The 22,546-nt window shown below is 67.1% G+C and carries 21 protein-coding genes; 8 read left to right on the top strand and 13 right to left on the bottom strand.

Going from position 1 to position 22,546, the window contains the following annotated elements:
• Window positions 1-44 precede the first annotated feature (44 nt).
• The 3 genes from NV1_RS25405 (at window position 45) to NV1_RS25395 (ending at window position 2,412) form a co-directional block, all read left to right on the top strand.
• On the top strand, window positions 45-893 hold the full coding sequence (locus NV1_RS25405) for a polyphosphate kinase 2 family protein (protein ID WP_067896301.1): 849 nt from the start codon (window positions 45-47) through the stop codon (window positions 891-893).
• Between the two features lie 167 nt (window positions 894-1,060).
• A complete protein-coding gene (locus NV1_RS25400; RefSeq protein ID WP_245713912.1) occupies window positions 1,061-1,849 on the top strand; it encodes a DsbA family protein in 789 nt (262 codons plus the stop codon).
• A complete protein-coding gene (locus NV1_RS25395; RefSeq protein WP_067896296.1) occupies window positions 1,846-2,412 on the top strand; it encodes a vitamin K epoxide reductase family protein in 567 nt (188 codons plus the stop codon). The genes NV1_RS25400 and NV1_RS25395 overlap by 4 nt, the downstream gene beginning before the upstream one ends.
• Before the next feature lie 39 nt (window positions 2,413-2,451).
• Here the strand turns inward: NV1_RS25395 and NV1_RS25390 are convergent, their stop codons facing one another.
• Together NV1_RS25390 and NV1_RS25385 are read right to left on the bottom strand one after the other, a co-directional pair.
• On the bottom strand, window positions 2,452-3,582 hold the full coding sequence (locus NV1_RS25390) for a S1C family serine protease (protein WP_067896293.1): 1,131 nt from the start codon (window positions 3,580-3,582) through the stop codon (window positions 2,452-2,454).
• Window positions 3,583-3,734: 152 nt separating this feature from the next.
• Window positions 3,735-4,469, bottom strand: coding sequence for a ZIP family metal transporter (locus NV1_RS25385; RefSeq protein ID WP_067896289.1), 735 nt, complete (start codon window positions 4,467-4,469; stop codon window positions 3,735-3,737).
• Between the two features lie 101 nt (window positions 4,470-4,570).
• Here NV1_RS25385 and NV1_RS25380 point away from each other — a divergent pair, with 101 nt between their 5' ends.
• Both NV1_RS25380 and NV1_RS25375 read left to right on the top strand, forming a co-directional pair.
• Window positions 4,571-5,623, top strand: a complete 1,053-nt coding sequence (locus tag NV1_RS25380) for an NAD(P)-dependent alcohol dehydrogenase (protein WP_067896288.1) — start codon at window positions 4,571-4,573, stop codon at window positions 5,621-5,623.
• A 273-nt stretch (window positions 5,624-5,896) separates the two neighbouring features.
• On the top strand, window positions 5,897-6,508 hold the full coding sequence (locus NV1_RS25375) for a DUF8020 domain-containing protein (RefSeq protein WP_067896284.1): 612 nt from the start codon (window positions 5,897-5,899) through the stop codon (window positions 6,506-6,508).
• A 120-nt stretch (window positions 6,509-6,628) separates the two neighbouring features.
• Here NV1_RS25375 and NV1_RS25370 read toward each other — a convergent pair whose 3' ends face one another.
• From NV1_RS25370 to aceA, 5 genes are all read right to left on the bottom strand, one after another.
• Window positions 6,629-7,531 carry an esterase/lipase family protein gene (locus NV1_RS25370; RefSeq protein ID WP_067896280.1) on the bottom strand — a complete coding sequence of 301 codons (903 nt, stop codon included), beginning with the start codon at window positions 7,529-7,531 and terminating at the stop codon, window positions 6,629-6,631.
• 138 nt (window positions 7,532-7,669) lie between these two features.
• Window positions 7,670-7,867 carry an antitoxin gene (locus NV1_RS25365; protein ID WP_067896276.1) on the bottom strand — a complete coding sequence of 66 codons (198 nt, stop codon included), beginning with the start codon at window positions 7,865-7,867 and terminating at the stop codon, window positions 7,670-7,672.
• Between the two features lie 317 nt (window positions 7,868-8,184).
• Window positions 8,185-10,512, bottom strand: coding sequence for a 5-methyltetrahydropteroyltriglutamate--homocysteine S-methyltransferase (gene metE, locus NV1_RS25360; protein WP_067896273.1), 2,328 nt, complete (start codon window positions 10,510-10,512; stop codon window positions 8,185-8,187).
• A gap of 301 nt (window positions 10,513-10,813) precedes the next feature.
• A complete protein-coding gene (locus tag NV1_RS25355) occupies window positions 10,814-11,686 on the bottom strand; it encodes a 3-hydroxybutyryl-CoA dehydrogenase (RefSeq protein WP_067896270.1) in 873 nt (290 codons plus the stop codon).
• Between the two features lie 323 nt (window positions 11,687-12,009).
• Window positions 12,010-13,299 (bottom strand): isocitrate lyase, encoded by a 1,290-nt coding sequence (gene aceA / locus NV1_RS25350; RefSeq protein WP_067896267.1) that lies wholly within the window; start codon window positions 13,297-13,299, stop codon window positions 12,010-12,012.
• A gap of 514 nt (window positions 13,300-13,813) precedes the next feature.
• Between aceA and NV1_RS25345 the strand changes: the two genes are divergently transcribed.
• From NV1_RS25345 to NV1_RS25335, 3 genes are all read left to right on the top strand, one after another.
• Window positions 13,814-14,947 (top strand): lipase family protein, encoded by a 1,134-nt coding sequence (locus NV1_RS25345; RefSeq protein ID WP_067896263.1) that lies wholly within the window; start codon window positions 13,814-13,816, stop codon window positions 14,945-14,947.
• A gap of 119 nt (window positions 14,948-15,066) precedes the next feature.
• Window positions 15,067-15,687, top strand: coding sequence for a nucleotidyltransferase family protein (locus tag NV1_RS25340; protein WP_067896259.1), 621 nt, complete (start codon window positions 15,067-15,069; stop codon window positions 15,685-15,687).
• Window positions 15,688-15,700: 13 nt separating this feature from the next.
• Window positions 15,701-16,702 (top strand): XdhC family protein, encoded by a 1,002-nt coding sequence (locus NV1_RS25335; RefSeq protein WP_067896256.1) that lies wholly within the window; start codon window positions 15,701-15,703, stop codon window positions 16,700-16,702.
• A gap of 3 nt (window positions 16,703-16,705) precedes the next feature.
• On the opposite strand, the gene NV1_RS46450 is transcribed toward NV1_RS25335, so the two are convergent.
• From NV1_RS46450 to NV1_RS25305, 6 genes are all read right to left on the bottom strand, one after another.
• Window positions 16,706-17,095: a hypothetical protein gene (locus tag NV1_RS46450; protein ID WP_157117357.1), complete on the bottom strand. Its 390-nt coding sequence runs from the start codon at window positions 17,093-17,095 to the stop codon at window positions 16,706-16,708.
• Between the two features lie 219 nt (window positions 17,096-17,314).
• Window positions 17,315-18,139 (bottom strand): class II fructose-bisphosphate aldolase, encoded by an 825-nt coding sequence (locus NV1_RS25325; RefSeq protein WP_067896251.1) that lies wholly within the window; start codon window positions 18,137-18,139, stop codon window positions 17,315-17,317.
• Between the two features lie 156 nt (window positions 18,140-18,295).
• Window positions 18,296-19,246 carry a hexose kinase gene (locus NV1_RS25320; RefSeq protein WP_245713911.1) on the bottom strand — a complete coding sequence of 317 codons (951 nt, stop codon included), beginning with the start codon at window positions 19,244-19,246 and terminating at the stop codon, window positions 18,296-18,298.
• A 5-nt stretch (window positions 19,247-19,251) separates the two neighbouring features.
• Window positions 19,252-20,403 carry an N-acetylglucosamine-6-phosphate deacetylase gene (locus tag NV1_RS25315; RefSeq protein WP_067896248.1) on the bottom strand — a complete coding sequence of 384 codons (1,152 nt, stop codon included), beginning with the start codon at window positions 20,401-20,403 and terminating at the stop codon, window positions 19,252-19,254.
• Window positions 20,404-20,530: 127 nt separating this feature from the next.
• The gene (locus NV1_RS25310; protein ID WP_245713910.1) at window positions 20,531-21,457 is read right to left on the bottom strand and encodes an ROK family protein; all 927 of its coding nucleotides are present in this window, start codon (window positions 21,455-21,457) and stop codon (window positions 20,531-20,533) included.
• Window positions 21,458-21,467: 10 nt separating this feature from the next.
• Window positions 21,468-22,424, bottom strand: coding sequence for an SIS domain-containing protein (locus NV1_RS25305; protein ID WP_084525755.1), 957 nt, complete (start codon window positions 22,422-22,424; stop codon window positions 21,468-21,470).
• Between the last annotated feature and the right edge of the window lie 122 nt (window positions 22,425-22,546).

The following is a 22,546-nucleotide window of genomic DNA, read 5'->3' as shown; positions in this document are numbered from 1 at the left end:
ACCAACCGGGACCGCTCGCGTCCGCGGGCGACCATACTGCACACATGTCCGAATCCACCTGGTCCGTTCCGGTCACCGAAGCACTGCATGCGAGCGGAGTGCGGGTCGCCGATATCGACACCAGTGCCACCCCTGGATTCCGCGGCGACAAGAAATCCGGTGAACTGCTGCTCGAGCAGCGCCGCGCGGTGCTGTCCGGACTGCAGGAAAAGCTCTACGCCAACGGCCGCTCCGGCGATCGGCGCAATATCCTGCTGATCCTGCAGGGTATGGATACCGCCGGCAAGGGCGGCATCGTGCGGCACGTGATCGGCTCGGTCGATCCGCAAGGTGTGGATCACGCCGCCTTCGGCGTGCCGACCGATCAGGAACGGCGGCACCACTATCTGTGGCGGATCCGCAAACAGCTGCCGCGCGGCGGGCAGATCGGGGTGTTCGACCGGTCGCACTACGAGGACGTCCTGGTGGTGCGGGTGCACGAACTTGTGCCGCCGGACGTGTGGGGCAAACGCTACGACGAGATCAACCGCTTCGAACGCACCATCGCCGCCGCCGGTACCACGATCGTCAAGGTCGCGATGTTCATCTCGCTGGACGAGCAGCGCAAACGCCTCACCCAGCGGCTCGACCGGCCGGACAAGCACTGGAAATTCGATCCGGCCGATATCGATGAGCGCGCCCAGTGGCCCGCCTATCAGAAGGCGTACCAGGACGTACTGGATCGCACCTGCACCGATTACGCGCCCTGGTACGTCATACCTTCCGACCGCAAGTGGTACTCCCGGCTCGCGGTCACCGAACTGCTCATCGACGCCCTCGAGAAACTCGATCTGGCCTGGCCACGCGCACGGTTCGACATCGAGGAACAACGCCGCCGCCTGGCCGCGCTCTGAATTCGGCAGCTGGACCGGGCGGTCACCGAGAGTTCACACACCTCGACGGGTAAATCTCGAGCTGCTCTCAGGTTCACCCGCAATCATGTGGTCCGGACACCCCGTGGCGGTCGACTGCCCGTACCATCGGGGCGGCACGGCTGTCGGACCAACACAGGAAAGGCGTGGTGAACTCCGAGGTGAGCAAGAATCCGCGTGGTAAGAACTCACTCGCCGCGGTGAAGGGTGGCGATCGCACCCGCACGATCCTGATTCAGGTGGCCGTCGTGGTCGTCCTGCTCGCGCTCATCGCCGCCATCGCGATCAGCATTGCGATCAAGCATTCGAACAACGTGAAGCGGGACGCCGCCAACCGTCCGGCGGTGACCGCACCCGCCGCACCCGACGGCCTGACCGGATCCATCACCGACAAGGGCGCGATCCGGATCGGCAAGCCCGGCGCCAAGGCCACCGTGCGCGTCGTCGCCGACCTGCAGTGCCCGGTGTGCAAGCAGTTCGAGGCGGCCAACGGCCAGATCCTCAGCGATGCGGTGAACAACGGCAATATCGCCGTCGAATACAACGTCATCTCATTCCTGGATCAGAATTCGGGCGGATCGCGCTACTCCTCGCGCGGCGCCAACGCCGCCTACTGCGTCGCGGACGCCGATCCGTCCAAGTTCCAGCCCTGGCTCAGCGCGATGTACCAGCAGCAGCCCGAGGAAGGCGCGGGCGGCCTGCCGGACAGCAAGATCATCCAGATCGCCACGGCAACCGGAATCACCGATCCGGCCGTGGCCAAGTGCATCACCGACGACAAATTCGACGCCTATGTGCAGAAGTCCACACAGGATGTGTTCGGCACCGGCATCAACGGCACGCCGACCGTCTTCGTGAACGACAAGAAGGTGCAGACTCAGGATGCGCTGTTCACCCCCGGCGGGATGAAGGCTCCGATCGAAGCCGCGCTCAAGTGATCTCCGTACCACCTCGCACCGCGTGGCTGCTGCTGGTCGGCAGCCTCGCGGGCTGGCTCGCGTCGGTCGTGCTCACGATCGAAGATTTCAAATTGCTGATGAACCCGGCTTACACGCCCTCGTGCAACATCAACCCGATCATCGCGTGTGGTTCGGTGATGGCGTCCAAGGAAGCGCACGTTTTCGGATTCCCGAATCCGGTCATCGGCGTGGTGGGTTTCTCGGTCGCGGTGGCCATGGCCGTCCTCGCGGTCGCCGGTGTCGCGCTGCCGCGGTGGTTCTGGGGCGGACTGTGGCTCGGTCTACTGGCGGGCGTCGTGTTCATCTGCTGGCTGATCTTCCACACCCTCTACCGGATCGGCGCGCTGTGCCCGTACTGCATGGTGGTGTGGGCGTTCACGCCGATCCTGCTGGCCGCCGTCGCCGGCCAGATCTGGGGTAACGCGAGGGGCGCGCTGCGAATTCTGGTGGAATGGCGCTGGACCTTCGTGACCGTGTTCTACGCGATCGTGCTGGTGATGGTCTTCCTGCGGTTCCAGAACTACTGGATGTCGCTGGTTTGAGGCTTCGCCGTCCCCGGCCTCGATCGGGCCGAACCGCCGTCAGTTGGGCGGCCCCGAGACCAGGACGACGGCGACCTCCCGCCGGGAGCCATCCGGTTCGGTGAGGTCCAGCCGCACCGTGTCGGCCGGTTTGCGGACGTTGAGCACGTACTTCAGGGTTTTCGCCGAGGAGACGGGATGTCCGTCCACGGCGGTGATCACCTCGCCCGCGGTCAGTCCGGCGGTATAGGCGGGCAATCCGTAGATACTCACGTCGACCCGGGCCCCGCCGGTGGACGCGTCCGAGGTCAGTACGCCCAAGGTCGCGGTAGGGCCGATGTGCACGGTATCGGTCGGCGTGCCGGAACGGATCTGCCGCACGATCGCCATCGCCCGATCGATCGGCACCGCGTAGCCGGTGGCCCGGCCGTCCGTCTTGGTCAACTCCCCCGACGCCGCGGTCACCACCCCGACGACCGCACCGTTGCGATCCACCACCGCGCCGCCGGACTGGCCGGAGGCCACCGGCGCGTCCAGTTCGAGCATTCCGGTCAGGGCCTTGCGACTCAGGTCGGCGGCGTCGCGCGCGACGATCGAGGTGTTCAGCGAGGTGACGGTGCCGGGTTCCGCGGTGGGATGTCCGGTGCCACCGGCATTGCCGATGGCCATGATCTGATCACCGGGCCGCAATGTGGACGACGCGCCCAGCCGGACGCTCGGCAGACCCACGGCCCCGTCCAAGGACAGCAGCGCGATATCGGCGGTGCTGTCGTAGCCCAGGACGGTCGCCGGAAATTGCGCACCCGTGCCCACATCGGCGACGGTGATGACATCGGCGCCCTTGACCACGTGATGACTGGTCAGCACCTGCCCGTCGGCGGACAACACGATGCCCGAACCGGCCGCGCCCATGCCGGTCGGCTCGATCGAGACGTTGACGTTCACCAGTTCCGGTTCCACCGTCCGGGCGATCGCGACCGGATCCAGCCGCGGCGGCGACGTCGGGACGGCGGCGGTCTCGGTGGCCCCGGTCCCGCTCACCCAATGCGGCAGCCCACCTTGCAGCCCGAGGGCGACAACCACCGCGAGCAGCACAACCAGCACGCCCGCCGCGGTGCGGCCGACCCTGCCGACCTGCCCTGGGGCATCGAAGTTCGCCACGTCATCGTCATGCGGCCGCTCGTCGGACATGGGCACTCCCGCCTCGTGCGCGCCTGGTCAGGCGTCGGCGATCGTGCAATTATATTTGGCCTCCGCTCCGCTTCCCGGGCTGTCTGTCCGAATTCGATCCCGGCCGCGGGCTCGTCGGCGTCAATCGGGAGCGGGTGGAACTCGGCGACATGTCACCGGTTGTTCAGCGCGGCGACACCGAACATGAATGCGGTGCCCGCGACGGTGCACAGCAGGGTCAGCCGGGACGGGTGTCCGGCGTGGGCCTCGGGCAGGATGTCGGCGGTCGCCAGGTAGAGCAGGAATCCGGCGAAATATCCGAGATACAGTCCGATCGCTTGGGGCGGGACCCGGATCAGTGAGCCGATCGTCGCGCCGAGCACCGGGGCGAGCGCGTCCAGGACCAAGAGCAGCAGAGAGCGGCGGCGGGCGTTGCCGTAGATCGTGGTGATGGTGAAGGTATTGAATCCATCGGCGAAATCGTGGCAGATCACCGCGATCGCCACCGCCGTGCCCACCCCCGTTCCCGCCTGGAAACTCAGCCCGATGCCGAGGCCGTCCAGGGTGCTGTGGAAGATCAGCCCGCCCGCCGCGAGCAGGCCCACCGATTCGAAACCGTGTGTGTGCGCGCCGAATTCGTATTCGTGTCCGGTGTGAACGGCCACCGCGCGCTCGATGATGTGGATGGTCAGGAAACCCACCACCGCGACCACCAGTGCGATCGGCACCCCGGCCACGGATTGCGGGGTCTGCGCGAGTGCCTCGGGCAGCAGCTCGAACGGCACCACGCCCAGCATCACCCCCGCCGCCAGGCCCAGGACGGCATGTTTGCGGTCCCCGATCCGCACCGCGACGAGGCCACCGATCAGCGTCGAGCACATCGACACCAATGCCACCAGGATCGCCATCGGTCCAGCATGTGACATGCGAGGATGCACCGGGCGCACCTGCCACCGGCGAGTTCGCCAACGTTTTGCAAAGCTAAGGATGCGAGAGTAGGCATACATTCATGACCACTGCTGCGGCATATTCCCTCTCCACTCCCGACGGCCGATTCGAGAAGACCTCGATCGAACGGCGCGAACTCGGCCCGCACGATGTGCTCATCGACATCAAATATGCGGGCATCTGCCACTCGGACATCCACACCGCACGCAACGAATGGGGTCGCACTCGCTACCCCTGCGTACCCGGTCACGAGATCGCGGGCATCGTCGCCGCGGTCGGCTCCGCGGTGACCCGGCACAAGGTCGGCGACCGCGTCGGCGTCGGCTGCATGGTCGACTCCTGCGGCAAGTGCGGATCCTGCGTGGCCGGTGAGGAGCAGTACTGCACCGGTGGCGGCACGATGACGTACAACACCGCCGTCTCCGAGGAGTTCCAGCCCGGCGGCAACACCTACGGCGGTTACTCCACTCAGGTCGTGGTGACCGAGAGTTTCGTGCTGGCCATCCCGGATGGCATCGGACTGGACGTGGCCGCACCACTACTGTGCGCGGGCATCACGCTCTACTCACCGCTGCGGCACTGGAATGCCGGTCCCGGCAAACAGGTAGCCATCATAGGTATGGGCGGGCTCGGACACGTCGGGGTGAAAATCGCCGCGGCCCTCGGAGCCGAGGTTACGGTGCTCAGTCAATCGCTGAGCAAACAGGAGGACGGCCGCCGCTTCGGCGCGCAGCACTACTACGCGACCTCGGACGAAAAAACCTTCAAGGACCTGCGCGGACGTTTTGATCTGATCATCAATACCGTCTCCGCGAATCTGCCGATCGACAACTATATGCGGCTGCTGAATCTCGACGGCACACTGGTGATTCTCGGTCTGCCCGACCAACCGCTGTCGGTGCAGCCGTTCACGCTGGCGAATTTCCGGCGTTCGCTGGCCGGTTCCATGATCGGCGGCATCGCCCAGACCCAGGAGATGCTGAATTTCTGCGCCGAACACGGGATCGGCGCGGATATCGAGGTCATTTCCGCCGACGGTATCGACGCAGCTTATGAGCGGGTGCTCGGCAGCGATGTCCGCTATCGCTTCGTGATCGACACCGCGACCATCTGATGTCCGGACCGGTCGAATGCCCCGTCGCGGCATTCGACCTGTCCCAGCTCTTCGTTATTTCATGGCTATCATCTGGCGCACCCGCGATAGTCCGTCACGGCGCGGCATATCAATTCCCGATGTGACCCTCATCACTACGTTTGCGTCCGCTCGAATACTCCACTACTAATTAGTGCGTTCGATTCGCACACAGCAGCTGACGGGCGATTCGCATGGGGGAGCCGAGACTTGGGGAATCCGTGGGGGATCGTTGTGTCAGGGAGGGAAATCAACATGAAATTCGGAAAGTTCACCGGGGTCGTTCTCATGGCGATCAGCGCCGTCGGCATCACCGCCGGCACCGCATATGCCGCCCCGGCGCCCACGGCCGTGCACAACGATGCGACTTCCGGTGTGGACAACGGAATTCACTACCGGACCTCGGTTTCCCCGGTCGGTGAAGCCATCACCGCGACGGTCGACGCCGGTCGTTTCGTGGCCGCCGCGGACGGTTCCACGGTCGCCCTGAAATCCGACACCGGCGCCACGCTGGATCAGGTCGGGCTGCACGGAAATCTGGGCGGTCACATCTTCACCGTCGCGCAGCGGATCAGTGCCGACGGACACACGCTGACCCTGACCCCGCAGGTAGCGCCGCGGGAGATCGGCCAGGTCAAGGACATCAACGCGATGAGCAACCTGTGGGGTCAGGTACAGAAGAACCTCGCCGGCGTGATCATCGGCGGCGCTCTCGGCGGCTTCCTCGGGAGCCTGCTGGGCTTCGGCATCTTCAGCCTCATCACCGGCCCCATCGGTATCGCGGTCGGCGCCGTCGCGGGTGGTTACGCCATGGGTGGCCAGCAGTTCCTGAATGCGGTGCAGGCCGCCGCCACCGGTCGGCCGTGACGCACTGATCGACGATCGAGCGATATCGACGGGCCCGCGTATCCGATATGTGGGCCCGTTTTTCTCGTATTCCGGTCCGGACAGAAATTCGCGGTCATCAGAGAAAATCCCGCAGAATTATCAGCGACCGCAGACCTGACCCGAATAGGACGGATCCAACGCCCGCAGGACGAGCCGAATCGCAATGGGCGACCGCGGAAATCCGACGTGTGTGACAGCCGCCCCGGCGCAGACCGCCTGCACCCAGACATTATCGACCACCGCTCGAGGCCCAGCGCGCAGAAATGTCGATTCCGGCGGCGTCGTCGTATCGTCCATTCGAGTCGCGATGACGGTGTAGTCGACGCCGGGTTCGGTATCGCCGCCCGCGTTGAGGTGGGCCAGGAATTTACTGCCGGTGATCTGCTGTACCGCGGAAATTCCGAGCACATTCGTCACCCCACCCGCCACCGGCCCCGCCGCGCTGGCGGTGTCCAGCGGATAGCCCAGCAGGACGGAGTCCGAACCGTGATTCGTGGCGCCCATGGTCACCAGCCTGCGAACCACGTTGCGCCGCGGGTCGGCCGGATCCGCGCCGCCCGCGAACCGCAGATACTGTCGCGCCACCACTCCGCCCTGGGAGTGCGCCACCAGGTCCACGTGCGCGGAAGACGTTGCGGCACGGACTTTTCCAACGAAGTTCGCCAGCTCCACGGCCGATTTGCCGATATCCCCGGTGCCGTAGATGCCCGGCATCCTGCCGAGCAGACTCGTGGTGTCGCGGCCGTAGTTGAGCGCGTACACGCAGTATCCCTGGGCCTTCAACGCCGGAGCGAGCTTGTTCCAGGCGTCCTGATTCCCCCAGGTGCCGTGGACGAGTACGACCGGATCCGGATGTGCCGCCGGAGGCTTGCACCGCCAATCGTTCGCACCGGGCGGCGGCACGCTGCCGTCGAGGACGGGTGCCGCGACCGCGGCGGGTCCACCGAATCCGGCCGTCGCACACAGAGCCAGAACGGCCAGGAGAAGAGCGGATGAGCGCATCCGCCATCTCCTTCGCGGCAAAGGCAAGTCACGGGACATCCGTCCGATCATAGAGCCGGACGCCGAAAGTGCCGTGAACGTGACCGGTGAAACAGCTGTGAGGCGACGCCTCGCATCGCCCACAGCCCAGGTAGAAACCTATTCTCCGGATTTTTCCCGAAGCGCCTTCTTGGCCGCTTCCTGGGCCGCGTCGACCTGTCCGGAGAATTTGCCGCCGGTCTTCCGGTCGACGGCGTCACCCGCCTTGTCGATCAGCGGATCGAGCTTGTCGGCGTGCTGTCCGGCCGCATCGACGGCCTTCTCGGCGACATCCTTGAACTTGTCGAATATTCCCATGCGATCTCCTGGTCAGAAAACGGTAGTTCGCACACAGCTAACCGGACCGGACAGGAGAGCGAAACCCGAGCCGTACCGCCGACGGGCCGCCCGCTGCGCGGCCTTCGAGCCACCAGCGCATCCTCAGCAAATGAGTCCCGCACCCCTCCGACGTCGCCCAGCTCGGCCGACGGGCGAGCCACACGACGGACTCGCTCCGGAACGCCCCTCTCGCGGCGAGTCCAGGGACCGACGAAGGCGAACGACTCGCCGGTCGCGCCGGACCCAGCGACACGCCGCGGACGACCTGCCCAGCCGCGCGGCGCGGTCGCCGGTGCTCAGCCCTCGGCTTCGGCGCGCCGTCGGACTCGGCGGGCAGCGGCGACCATATTGCGCAGAGCGGGTTCGAGTTGCCAGCCGTGCCGGGTCTTGAGACCGCCGTCCGGATTGGCCCAGAGGCGTTCGGGGGTGACGGCCCGGGCCGCGGCGCTGAGGAGTCCGTCCAGTTCGTCGATATCGGGAATGCGCGCCGAACGGCTTTCGTACACGCCCGGTCCCACACCGTGCGAGAGGCCGTGCCCCTCCTCGGTGTCACCGGCCAGCGCCTTGAGCACCCATTCGATCGAACGGGTGGCGACGATGGCCGTGACGTCCGCGTCGAGTTCCTCGATGGCCTGGACGATCTCGGCGCGACCGGAATAGGCGATATGCGTGTGGATCTGGGTCCGCGCATCGACACCCGAGGTCGCCAGGCGGAAGGCGTTCACCGCCCAGCGCAGGTACTCCCGGCTCTGTCTGCCCGCGCGCAGCGGCAACAGCTCCCGGATGGACGGCTCGTCGACCTGGATGATCGACACCCCGGCCTTCTCCAGATCGGCCAGCTCGTCCCGAATGGCAAGGGCCACTTGGTCCGCGGTTTCGTAGAGCGGCTGATCCTGGCGCACGAACGAGCGCGCCACCATCGTGACCGGACCTGTCACAATGCCTTTCACCGGTTTGTCGGTGAGCGACTGGGCGTAGGTGATCCATTCCACCGACATCGGCTTCGGCCGTGAGACGTCGCCGTACAGCACCGGCGGACGCACACATCGCGACCCGTAGACCTGCACCCAGCCGAAATGCGTTGTGGCGAAACCGTCGAGCAGTTCGGCGAAGTACTGGATCATGTCGTTGCGCTCGTGCTCGCCGTGCACCAGCACATCGAGGCCGATGTCCTCCTGCAGCCGGATGGTCGCCTCGATCTCCGATTCGATCCGCTTGCGGTACTCGTCGTAGGACAGTTTGCCCTCGCCGAGGTCGTAGCGCGCCTGGCGCGCCGCATCGGTCTGTGGGAACGAACCCAGCGTCGTCGAGGGCACCAGCGGCAGATTCAGCTTCTCGCGCTGGGCATCTCGTCGCACCTCGTACGGCTCGCGCTCGCGCATATCCGGCGTGATCGCGTAAACCCGTTGCCGCACAGCGTGTTTCTGCTTGAAGTGCACTTCACGCGGCCGACCCTGCCACTTCGCAGCCTCGCCTCCGACGAGCCCACCCTCGCCCTCGGTGAGCGCCTTCGCCAGCGAAACGACCTCCAGCACTTTCTGTTTCGCGAAGGCGAGGCGATCCGCGACCGGGCCGTCGATATCGTATTCCACCAACAGGTCGTAGGGCACGTGCAGCAGCGTCGTCCCGGTGGACACCACCAGATCCGGGCACACCTCGGCCAAGGCGCCGAGGTAGTCCAGCGTGACGCGACGATCCGCGCGCCACACATTGGTCCCGCCGATCACGCCCGCGTACAGCCGCTTGCGCTTGATCCCCGGGATCTTCGCCAACTCCTCGGGCCGCACCCGGTAACTGGCCAGATCCAGGCCGATCGCCTCCACCTGGGTCTGCGCCAGGATCGCGGTCGCCTCGCCGAAATCACCGTACTGACCGGTGACCAGGATGCGCGGCCGCAGCGGCGCGGTGGACAGCCGCTGGTATGCACGCAGGAATGCGGCCAGCTCGGCCGAGCTGCGGTCACTGGTGAAACACGGCTCGTCCAGCTGCACACAGGTCGATCCGCGCTTGGCGAGGATCTCGAACAGCTCCTCGTACACCGGCAGCAGCTCGTCCAGCAGACTCAGCCGATCGAATTCGGTCTCACCCGGAACCTGCCCGGCCTTGGACAGCAGCAGCAGCGACAGCGGACCCAGCACCACCGGGCGAAGTTCGATACCGCGCGCCATCGCCCGGTCGAATTCGTCGAGCATGGCCTCGGGATGCAGGGAGAACCGGGTGTCGGCATCGAGCTCGGGTTGGCGGTAGTGATAGTTGGTGCCGAAGAACCGAACCAGCTCGAGCGGCGGCAGATCCGGCCGCCCGCGCGCCATCAGAAAGTAGAAGTCCAAGGGGTGCAAGCCTTCTCGATACGGCTCGAACCGTTTGGGCACCGCACCGAACAGCAGCGCGTTGTCCAGGACGTGGTCGTAGAAGGAGAAGGTGTTGCCGGGAACCTGCGTCAGACCCGCTGCGGCCAGCTCACCGAACTGCGCCTCCTGAATCTCCCGCCCTACCGCCAGCAGATTCTCCCGCGAGAGACTCCCGTGCCAGTAGGACTCCAGGGCACGCTTGAGTTCACGATGCGGCCCGATCCTCGGATACCCGAGAATGCTCGACCCGAAGCCGTCGGTGACATTGACCATGAGCTGGAACTCCTCTCCGAGCTGCGGTCCCCGCGACCTGATTGCAGCTTACGGCTGGTGAAGCAGATTGCCGACGCGCTCGGCGTCGACGTGAAAGTCGACGAAACGAAACTTTGGGTATTCGCGCCATTACCCCGGTACTGCCTGGTCAACCCGGATAACCAGGCGGAACGCCGAAGCATCGAGCACTACATCGGAACATCGGGCACCCAATCGCAACCTCGCGCTCTCCCAGCCCCGCCCGGAGCGAGCCTTCGGGGCCGCGAACACCCCGGAGCGAAACGGAGGCCGAAAGCACAGCTCAGGCGCGGTTGTACTGGTAGAAGCCCGCGCCGGACTTCTTGCCGAGCAGACCCGCCTCGACCATGCGCATCAGCAGCGGCGGGGCCGAGTACAGCGGCTCCTTGAACTCGGTGTACATCGAATCCGCGATGGACTTCACCGTGTCCAGCCCGACCAGGTCGGTCAGCGCCAGCGGGCCCATCGGGTGCGCACAGCCCAGCACCATGGCCTTGTCGACGTCTTCCTTTGTGGCGAACCCGGATTCGACCATCCGGATGGCCGAGAGCAGATACGGCACCAGCAGCGCGTTGACCACGAAACCGGAGCGGTCGGCCGAGCGGACGACCTGCTTGCCGAGCACCTCCGAGGCGAAGGACTCCGCGCGTTCGGCGACCGCGGCACTGGTCTTGAGCGTGGTGACCAGCTCGACCAGCGGCAGCACCGGCACCGGATTGAAGAAGTGCATGCCGACCACGCGTTCGGGCTGGGTGGTGGCGACCGCGATCTTCATGATCGGAATCGAGGAGGTGTTCGACGCCAGCACCGCATCGGGATCGGTGACGACCTTGTCGAGCTCGGCGAAGATCGAGGTCTTGACCTCCTCGCTCTCCAGCACGGCCTCCACAACCAGCTGACGATCCGCGAAGTCGCCGAGGTCGGAGGTGAACCGCAGCCGCCAGGCCGCCTGCTCACGCTCGCGTTCGGTGATCTTGCCGCTGCTCACGCCGCGATCCAGCGACCGCAGGATGCGAGCGCGCCCGGCGGCGGCCAATTCCCGGGTCTGTTCGAACACGAGCACGTCGACGTGCGCCCGCGCGCACACCTCCGCGATTCCGGCGCCCATCTGTCCGGCGCCGATAACACCAACGCGTTGAATCTTTTGGCTGCTCACGTTGCCCGCTCCTGCTGGTTGTGTGGCGGTGGGTTCTGGATGCGCAGCCCCGCTGTGGTGCAGCTGAGACCGGCGATCAATCAAGGTATAGGTAAAAACCCTCCCCGCCGGGGCTGTTCGGTCGGGAAGGGCTGGTGGGCACTCGTTGCAGGAGTGCCGGGTCGGGTGGTGAGGACCATGTTCTTGCGAACTCAGGCCAACTGATTTCGCAAGAACATGGGTAACTCACCGGGTACGGCCAGAAGTGAAGGTCGTCCCCGCCGGCGGCCGCGTGCACGACCGGTGCGGCTCCCGAGTCTGGCCAAAAGGCTGGGAGAGGCGGACTAGAACTGGCCCTCTTCGGTGGAGCCCTTCAGCGCCGCGGTCGAAGTGTTCGGGTCGACCGTGGTGGCGATGGTGTCGAAGTAGCCGGCGCCGACCTCACGCTGGTGCTTGACGGCGGTGAAGCCACGCTCGGCGGCGGCCTTGAACTCGCGCTCCTGCAGGTCCACGAAGGCGGTCATGCCCTCGCGGGCGTAGCCGTAGGCCAGGTCGAACGCGGCGTAGTTGAGCGAGTGGAAGCCCGCCAGAGTGATGAACTGGAACTTGAAGCCCATCGTCGCCAGCTCCTTCTGGAACTTGGCGATCGTGGCGTCGTCCAGGTGCGCCTTCCAGTTGAACGACGGCGAGCAGTTGTAGGCCAGCAGCTGGTCCGGGAACTCGGACTTGACGCCCTCGGCGAACTTCCGCGCGACCTCGAGGTCCGGAATACCGGTCTCCATCCAGATCAGGTCGGAGTACGGCGCGTAGGCCTTGGCCCGCGCGATGCAGGGCTCGATGCCGTTCTTGACGTGGTAGAAGCCCTCGGAGGTGCGCTCACCGGTGATGAACGGACGGTCGCGCTCGTCGACGTCGGAGGTGATCAGGGTCGCGGCCTCGGCATCGGTGCGGGCGATGACGACGGTCGGGACGTCGGCGACATCAGCCGCGAGCCGGGCAGAGGTAAGCGTGCGGATGTGCTGCTGGGTGGGGATCAGCACCTTGCCACCGAGGTGTCCGCACTTCTTCTCCGACGCCAGCTGGTCCTCCCAGTGGGTACCGGCGGCACCCGCGGCGATCATGGCCTTCTGCAGCTCGTACACGTTCAGCGCACCACCGAAGCCGGCCTCACCGTCGGCGACGATCGGGACCACCCAGTTGTCGACGGAGGTGTCGCCCTCGACCTTGGCGATCTCGTCGGCGCGCAGCAGCGCGTTGTTGATGCGGCGCACGACCGACGGCACCGAGTTGGCCGGGTACAGCGACTGGTCGGGGTAGGTGTGCCCGGACAGGTTCGCGTCACCGGCGACCTGCCAGCCGGACAGGTAGATGGCACGCAGGCCGGCACGAACGGCCTGGACGGCCTGGTTACCGGTCAGAGCGCCGAGCGAGTGGATGTAGTCGCCCTCGGTGTTGACGCCCTCCCAGAGGATCTCGGCACCACGGCGCGCGAGCGTGTGCTCCTCGACGACGCTGCCCTGCAGCTTCACGACCTTATCGGCCGAGTACTCGCGGGTGACGCCCTTCCAGCGGGGGTTGGTGTCCCAGTCCTTCTGGATCTCCGCAGCGGTTTTCGGGGTGCCGGTGGTCGACATCTCTGACTCCACTTCCTAGTTCGGGTCGGGTGCCCCATGTGCGGACTTCGTCGGGTTCCGACTGCACTTCAGGCGGTCGGGGCCCTGCGATGTCCGAACACTGCTGGAGCGGCAATTTGCAGGCTTGCTATGCCCATCGGGTGTACTTCCACACGATTGCACACCAGAAAAGTGCCGTCTACCTGTTGCTAATGCAAATCTCGGCTAGCTTTCACACCCCATTTGCTAACTCTGCAAAATTTGCGCTCGAATTGCGGGCTCATAATCTACTAGCGGGTAGGCCTGACATGCGGATTTGCGTAACGGCCGTACTGTTAGCGCGGTCCATACCATCGACCGAATCGCGACACCGGCATTGCCGAGTGTGATGACCTTCACAAGCCATCGGACTCGGGTTCCGTGGCGGCGGTCACTGACGGCGGTCACATCCGGTGTCCCGGGACATCCGGGCCGCACCGGACTGCGAGACTTACCCAGCCGAATCCCCGCCCGAATCCAGCAGCCGAGGAGCACGATGCGGAAACTCTCGACCGCCGCCGCCCTTGCCGTCGCCGCGGCCACCGCTCTGCTACAGCAGCCGTTCGCCCAGGCCGCACCCGCCGCGGGCGGCTTCGAATCGGTCGCGCCACTGTCCACCGCGGCGACGCTGCCGGGTTCGGTGAATTCGCAACGATTCTTCTACGGCACCACCACCGTCGGCGACGCGCCGACCACGGCCAGTGCGGCGGTCTACTTCCCGCCGGGCGCACCACCCGCCGGAGGCTGGCCCGTCATCGCCTGGGCGCACGGCACCGTCGGCATCGGTGACGACTGCGCCTACAGCGTCGCCGGACCCGCCGCGGTCGATCGCGACTGGTCCTATCTCGGCGCCTGGCTGAAGCAGGGCTATGCGATCGTCGCGGCCGACTACGCCGGGCTCGGGTCCCCGGGCGCGCACCCCTATCTGGACGGCCGGGTCGAGGCGCACAACGTCGTGGACGCGGTCCGCGCGGCGAGTGGGCACTACCCGGCGCTGGCGCACAAGTGGGTCGTCGTCGGGCAGTCGCAGGGTGCGGGTGCGGCGGTCAGCACCGCGCGGTACGCGACCGCCTTCGGCCCGGATCTGGACTATCGCGGCGCGGTCGCGACCGGAACCCCCGCCTACATCGAGGATGTCCTGACCGCACTGGGTCCGGGCGTCCCGCCGATCGCGCTCAGCGGCGACATCACCGCCTATACGCTCTACATCCTGAACGGCCTGCGCACGGCCCGGCCCGAACTGAACATCGACTCCTACCTGACCCCGGAGGGCCGCTACTGGGTCGACCGCGCCCGCACCGAATGCCTCGGCCCGCTCGGCGCGGCCCTGATCTCGAACAGAGTGGTCGGCGGCAATTTCTTCGCCCGTCCCCTGGCCGCCATTCCGGACTTCCACGGCCTCCTGCACAACTACCTCGGCCTCCCCGAAACCGGCTACGACCGGCCGCTGTTCATGGGTCAGGGTCTCCTGGACATCGATGTGATCACCCCGGAAACCCTGCGTTTCGCCGCCGTCCTCACCGCCAACCGCCAGCCCCTCACCTTCCGCACCTACCCCACCGATCACAGCGGCACGGTCCTGGCCTCCCAACCCGACTCGATCCCGTTCGTGCGCAAACTCTTCGCCTGATACGGGTCCGCAACCAGCACCGATGCGGCGGAGGCTCGCCGATCGGCCTGTCCCCGAGCCGTACGGCCGGCTGTGTTCAGGGGCGGCGAAGGTGGTTCGGCGCGGTTACGCTCGGCGGAATGGATGTGGGACGCTGCGACGGGATTCTGCTCGCCGCGGGGGCGGGCACCCGATACGGGCGGCCGAAGGCGCTCGCCGAGGACGGTGCGTGGTTGCGGGGCGCGGTGGACGCACTGCTCGAAGGGGGATGTGTGCGGGTGCACGTGATACTGGGGGCGACGGGTCCGGCTCGGCCTGACGCGGACGGCCGATGGCTGGTGTGCGACTCTCCGGCCATCGCCATACCCGAAGGGGCGCAACCGGTTTGGGCAGCGGACTGGGCCGTGGGATTGGCCGCGTCGCTGCGCGCCGGGCTAACCGCCGCGGCGAGTGCGGCCGATCCGGCCGAGTACGCGGCGATCATGCCGGTCGACACCCCGGACGTCGGCGCGGACGTCGTGGCCCGGGTCCTCGCGGCCGCGCGCACCACGCCGAGCGGGTTGGCCCGCGCGGCTTTCCACGGCCGGCCCGGTCATCCGGTTGTGCTATCCCACAAGCACTGGGAAGCCGTGATCGATACCGCACAAGGAAATTCCGGAGCGAGGGAGTTTCTGGTCAAAAGACCGGATATTGTGGCCGTCACGTGTGACGATCTGGCGACGGGACGTGACCACGACTATCCGCCCACCGGCGCACGCTGATCGGGAGCTTGTGATGCGCGACATCGTCGATGACCTACTGCGGGTGTGGCACTCCGGGCGTATCGGCGCCCTCGCGACTCTGGTACGGACGTTCGGTCCGGCTCCCATGCCGATCGGTTCGGCGATGCTCGTCGATCCCGACGGACGCGTCTTCGGTTCGGTCTCCGATGGATGTTATGAAAGCGCCATCTATGACGCGGCAATCCACGCGGCTCGCTCCGGGCGCAAGGAATTGCAGCGCTTCGATCCCAGCACCGGCATGGACAGCGCCGACTGCGGCACCATCGATGTCTTCGTGGAACCGTTCTCCCGCAACGACTTTCCCGAATTTCCGGCTGTCGCGCAGGATCTGGCCGGATTCAAGCCGGTCACCCTGTTCACGGTGGTGTGGCATTCGGACCCGACGGTGATCGGGCAGCATCTGGTGACCGACCGGCGGCACAACACCGAACTGGTCGCGCTGCCGGAATCCGATGTGTTCTGCTGCTCATATGCCGCCGCACCGCGGCTGATCATCTTCGGCGCCAACGCATTCGCCGCCGCGCTGTGCATCCAGGGCAAGTTGCTGGGCTACCGCGTCACGGTCTGCGACGCCCGGCAGCGGTTCGCCGCCGAGCAGTCCTTTCCGGGGGCGGAGGTGATCGTCGACTGGCCGCACCGCTATCTCGAGGCGCAGGCCGCCGCCGGATTGATCGATTATCGTACGGCCCTGGTGACGGTCACCCAGGACCCCAAATTCGAGATTCCGCTGCTCACCACGGCGCTGCGACTACCCGAATTCGGCTATCTGGGCGCACTGGGCGCGGGCCCCGCGCACACTCAGCGCATGGAGGCCCTGTACGCCGGTGGTTTCAACGCCGAATCCCTGGCCCGGCTGTACACCCCCGCGGGCCTGGATCTGGGTGCGAGCACCCCGATGGAGACTGCCGTCGCGCTCGCCGCCGAACTCCTGGCCGTACGCTCGCGCACCCCATCGCATCACACCGGCCCCTTTCCCGCACTGACCACGCCCTGAACGTCACTCCCCCGCGAACCACGCCCGCGCCGAAGGCCGGAACAGCAGTACGACCAGCAGGATCGCGCTCGCCGGCCCCAGCCATCCGGGCGGGCGCCCCGCCGGAATCGACGGCACGGTCCACAGCATGTTCAGCACGGCCAGCAACACCGCGGTCACCCGAATCCCGCCGCCCACCGCCCCGAACGCCAGCGCCAGCGACCCCAGCAGCCAGCTCGGCACGAAGAACAGCGCGGTGATCCCCGCCGACCGCGCCCCGAACAACCACCCCGCCGAGGCCACACACACCAGCCCGATCACCGCCATCCCGCACGCCACCACCCGGGCCACCCGCACGGTCACCGGCATCCGCGCGGCCTCGTACTCCCCTACCTCAACCCCCTTGTCGGACATCATCTCTCCCATCCAGCAGGATCGATTCCACCACAGCGAATCCGAGGCGAACCCTACCGCCGGAGCCCACCGTCACCCTGGCGACGCGCCACCGGCAGCCGATCCCCCACGATCCGGTGCGGGGCGACGGCGTTCGGCGAGACCGGCGAGAACCGCGTAACCGGTAACGGGCGCCGGGTCGCGCGCACCTTCGGTGCTCGCCCCCGTGGCAGCGGTCGGCTAGCCGAGCACGCGCAGCAGGTGTTCGATCTCCTGCTGTACGGCACGGCGACCGGGGCCGAGGTATCGGCGTGGATCGGACACCGCCGCGTCGGCGGCGAGTTCCGCGCGGACCGACTGCGCCAGAACGATATTCAGCCGAGTCGCGATGTTGATCTTCCGCATGCCCGCGCGCACCGCCGAGCGCAATCCGGTGTCGGGCACCCCGGATGAGCCGTGCAGGACAAGGGGCACAGGCACTTTCGCGGCCAGCCGGGCGATCAGATCGTCGTCCAAGATCGCGTCGCGAGTGTGCATGGCATGCGAGGATCCCACCGCGACGGCCAATGCGTCCACACCGGTGGCCGCGACGAAGTCGACCGCCTCGTCCGGATCGGTGCGAACACCGGGCGCATGCGCACCGTCCTTACCACCCACCTCGCCCAGTTCGGCCTCGGCGAAGACCTCGCGTTCCCGGCACCAGCGCACGATTTTCGCTGTGCTGCGGACGTTCTCGTCGTAATCGAGCCGCGACCCGTCGTACATGACCGAGCGAACGCCGACTTCGACCGCCGCACGGATCAATTCATGCGAGGTCGCATGATCCAGATGCACCGCGAGCGGGGCCGTACTGTCCTCGGCGATCTGCAGGCACGCCCGCGCCAACGGCCGCAACCCGCCGTGATACCGGACGGTGTTCTCCGAGATCTGCAGGATCGCCGGACATTTCGCCGCCTCCGCGGCCGCGGCGATGGCTTCGGCGTGTTCCAGGGCGACCACGTTGAACGCCCCGAGCCCGCCCGGTTCGGCCGCGGCCAGCAGTTCGGGAACAGGGAGCAGACTCACGAGGCGACCTCCTGCGCTACAACCGGCGATTCCAACGCCGGCCTCCGGCGGCACGGCGCCGATTCGGCGACGACCGGGCTCACGACAGGACCGCCCTCGAACCCGAACCGACCCGAACGGCGATCAGGTCCCCGCGCCGGCCCATCCGACGCCATGTCATGAGGCCGTTTTCCCGGATACGGCGTCGAGTTCGGTGACCACGACATCCGGAGCCAACCGCTCGCGCAGCGCTCGATCGATCTCTCCGGCGACCGGAATCACCACGGCCGCAGCGGAAGTCGCGACCGCATCGGCCACGAGCGCGGCCCAGTCCGGTTCCGGCGCGGCGGCCAGTGCGGCGATGACGGCGGCGGCAGCGGCATCACCGGCGCCGGTCGGATTGCCCGCCATCGGCTCGGGCGGCACCCCGGACCAGGCCCCCGACGCGGTCACCGCGACGATGCCCTCAGCGCCACGGGTGGCGACCACCGCCCGCACACCACCCTCGATCAGCGGTCGCACCGCGGCGACCACCTCCTGCGGACTGCCCACGGGCGCTCCGGTCAATTGTTCGAGTTCGCCCCGATTGGGCATCAGCACGATGCCCGGCACCTCGGCGGCCAATTGCAGTGCGCGGCCGTCCACATCGCAGATCGTGGGCACCCCGGCCGCGAGCGCGGTGCGCGCCAGCTCGGCCGGAACCCCGTCGGCCACGCCGGCGGGCAGCGATCCGGACACCACCATCCCGCCTGAATCGTTCAGCATGCCCGCGACTCTGACCTTCAGCTGGTCGATCGCATAGGGTTCGCTCAATCGCGCGCCGGGCTCCCACAGCGAGGTGGCAGTACCGTCCCCGGATTCGCTGATCACCACGGTGCGCCGAATCCACGGCAGTGCGTGCACGAAATCCACCGGCAATTCGAGCTCGGCGGTCGCGGAGAACATGTGGTCCGCGAAACCGGTTGCCCGCGAATACTTTCCGAGCTGGTTCAACACACGCGAGACGTTGATCCCCTTACCGCCGATGCGCTGCTCGACCGACAGCACACGGTGCTCCCGCCCCCGCTCGAAACGCTCCACGCGATAGGTCATGTCGTAGGCGGGGTTCATGGTCACGGTCAGGATCACGTCAACTACCTTCCTCGTCGCAGGGTTCGACGCAACCCCATGTCCTCGTCGAGTACCAGGATGTCCGCGTACCGCCCGGGGCTCAGATCGCCGACGCCGCCCAGCCCCGCCGCCGCGGCCGGGGTGCTGGTTGCCGCGCGCACCGCATCGGCCAGTGCGACACCGCATTCCCGCACCGCCCAGCGCAGGCAGTCCAGCAGCGTCGACGTACCTCCGGCGATCGACCCGCTCGCGACCCGCGCCACCCCGCCGCTGACCCACACCGTCTGCGGGCCGAGCCGGTACTCCCCGTCGGGCAGCCCGGCCGCCTGCATCGCATCGGTGATCAACGCCACACGCCCGGGAGCGGTCGCGAAGGCCAGCGCGCCGAATCCGGGGTCGAGGTGCACACCGTCACCGATCAACTCCAGCACCGCATCGCCGTGGGCCGCGGCCACCAGCGAGGCGGCAACCGGTCCCGGGGCGCGATGATGCAGCGGCGGCATGCCGTTCGCCAGGTGGGTAACCAGGGTTCCGAATCCATTGGGCGACAGCGCATCCCGAAACTCATCGTAGTACGCGTCGCTGTGTCCCAGCGCGACGACGACACCGTTGTCCGCGAGTCGTTCGGCCGCCTCGAAAAATCCGGGGCGCTCCGGGGCGAGAGTCATCACCCGCAGTCGCCCGGCCGCCGCCATGAGCAGCCGATCGATCAGGGCGGGATCGGGATCGAGCAGATACCGCGGATCCTGTGCGCCGCAACGCACCTCCGACAGGAACGGTCCTTCGGCGTGCACGCCCGCGATCACCCCTTCGGCAGCCAATTCGCCCAGCATGGCGGTCTGGGCGACCATATCGTCCGGCGCGGCCGTCACGATCCCGGCCAGCACCGTCGTGCTGCCGTTGCGCAGATGATATTCGGCCGCACCGCGCGCCTCGTCCGGATTTGTCGTATCGAACCGATGCCCGAACCCACCGTGATTGTGGATATCGACGAGCCCGGGAATCACCGTCCCGTCGAAGGACGGCGGCGAAATGTCCGGATGTGCGCCGGCCCAGGACGCGAAGGATTCCACCGCGACGATCCGCTCGCCTCGGAACGTGACGACGCCGTCCTCGAACGAATTCGACGCCGCGACGATACGACCCCGCAGCCGGGTCTGCGGCTCTCGGTTCACACCATCACCTCGTCCATCACGCGCCCGCGCACTACCTGCCTCGATGCCCGCGCACGAACCGTACCCGCCCGGACTCCCCGCGCCGCAACCATTCGGCAAATTCGACTGGGACGGTTGCGTCGATAGATCATTCCAGCGTGCCCGAACGGGCATATCGGGCAGCCCCGACCAGCCCCGCACGCGCCCCGAACTCACCCAGCACCACCCGCGGCGCGGGGACCACACACAGCAGTTCGGTCAGCCGATCCTGCAGCGCACCGGTCAGCACCACACCCGCGCCGGCCAGCCCGCCACCCAGGACCACCAGTTCCGGGCAGACCGCGTGGATGACGCCGAACAATCCCTCGGCGAGTGCGTCGATGGCGTCGGCCACCACCGCTCGCGCCTCGGGATCACTGTCCAACACCGCGAAAACTGTTTCCGCCCCGGGGATTTCACGCCCGGTGCGGGCGGTGTAGGCACGGGCGATCGCCGCACCGGAGGCGACCGTCTCCACACATCCGACATTGCCGCACGGACAGCGCAGCCCGTCTCGATGGCGGACCGGAATATGCCCGTACTCCCCGGCCTGACCGGCCGCACCGCGCACCAGCCGCCCACCGACCGACAGGGTTCCGCTGATTCCGGTCCCCAGGATCAGGACGCACACGTCGTCACAGCCGCGACCCGCGCCGAATCGCCATTCGGCCCAGCCCGCCACCGCGACATCGTGTTCGATCAGCACCGGCATACCCCAGCGATCGGTGAACCGGCTGCCCACCTTCACATCCCGCCACCCGACGTTACTGCTGAACACAGCCAGCGAACGGACGGGATCCACGATGCCGGGCAGGATCACCGCGGCTTGCGCCACTCGACCACGTTGTGCGACAGGAAGTTCCGCGAGCAGCCGATCACCCAGCGCACCCATCGCATCGAAGGCCGCCGCGCCGGGCGGGGTCGCGACGGTACCGCTGCTCAGCACCTCGCCCGCGGCATCGGTGATCTCGGCTTTGATCGTCGTCCCGCCGACATCCACGGCCAGGACCGAATCCGCGGGTCCGGGAATGCGCACCACTGATCCGTCAGCCCAGGATCACCGAGCGATTCAGGCTGCGCGGATGGTCGGGGTCCAGCCCGAGATCGGCCGCGCGCATCTGGCACAGCCGGTGCACCCGCACCAGATCGGCCATCGGATCGATATCGCGATGTTCGAAGTGCGCGCCCGTGGCCGCGACGTCCTGCGCCAAACCGGACGGCAGCGCACCGAAGGCCCACACCACGCGCCCGGGCGCGGCGATGCTGACCGGTCCGTGCCGCCATTCGGTGGCCAGGTATCCCTCGGTCCAGGACTGGCAGGATTCGCGCAACTTGAGCCCGGCCTCGTCGGCGATCGCCGCCGCGAAACCCATTCCGACGAAACTGATCTGCTCGGCCGACCGCACCGCGGCCAGCGACTCTGCCGGGTCCTCCGCGAGTACCTCGCGGGCCTGCGCGATCACCGGCGCGAGATCCTCGCCCAGATGCCACCGCAGAATCGCCAGCGCGGTGGTGGCGAAACGGGTCTGCACCACCGACTGCTCGTCCACATCGGCGATGAGGATCGGATCGGCGAGGTCGAGCACCGGCGTACCCGGGCTCGAGCAGATCACCGCCCGCGGCACACCCTCGGGCAGCGCGCGCATCGCCTCGAGCACCTCGGTCGTGGTGCCCGAACGGCAGATGATCAGGTAGCGATCGTAGTCGCGGCCACGCACCTGCCCGGCGGGCCAGGCATCGGTTACCCCCTGCCCGGCGGATTCACGCAGCTCGGAGATCGCCCGGGACATGAAATACGAAGTGCCGCAACCGATCACGGCCACCCGCTCACCGGGCTGCGGCAGCAGCGCGGCATGGTCGGCGGCGATCCGCGCGGCGCGCGTCCAGTCGTCGGGCTGGGTGGCCGCCTCGGCGGCCAGATGGGACTCGGGAAGCGGACGGATTTCGGCGATGCGATCGGCGGAGGTCGGCACGCCACCAGAATCACCCCGATGATCGTTCATGTCAACTTTACATTCGAAACGGTCACATTCGATCATCGATTGGGCTAGATTCGGACCAATCGACCCGTTCGCTTCATCATCCGCGTTCGCCCCGCCGGGTGTGCAGCATTGAAAGGCTCTCT

The sequence above is a fragment of the Nocardia vaccinii NBRC 15922 genome (assembly GCF_001613305.1).
Taxonomy (GTDB): Bacteria; Actinomycetota; Actinomycetes; order Mycobacteriales; family Mycobacteriaceae; genus Nocardia; species Nocardia vaccinii.
Note: the sequence above shows the minus strand (reverse complement) of the source record. Positions and strands in the feature narration are given on the sequence as shown.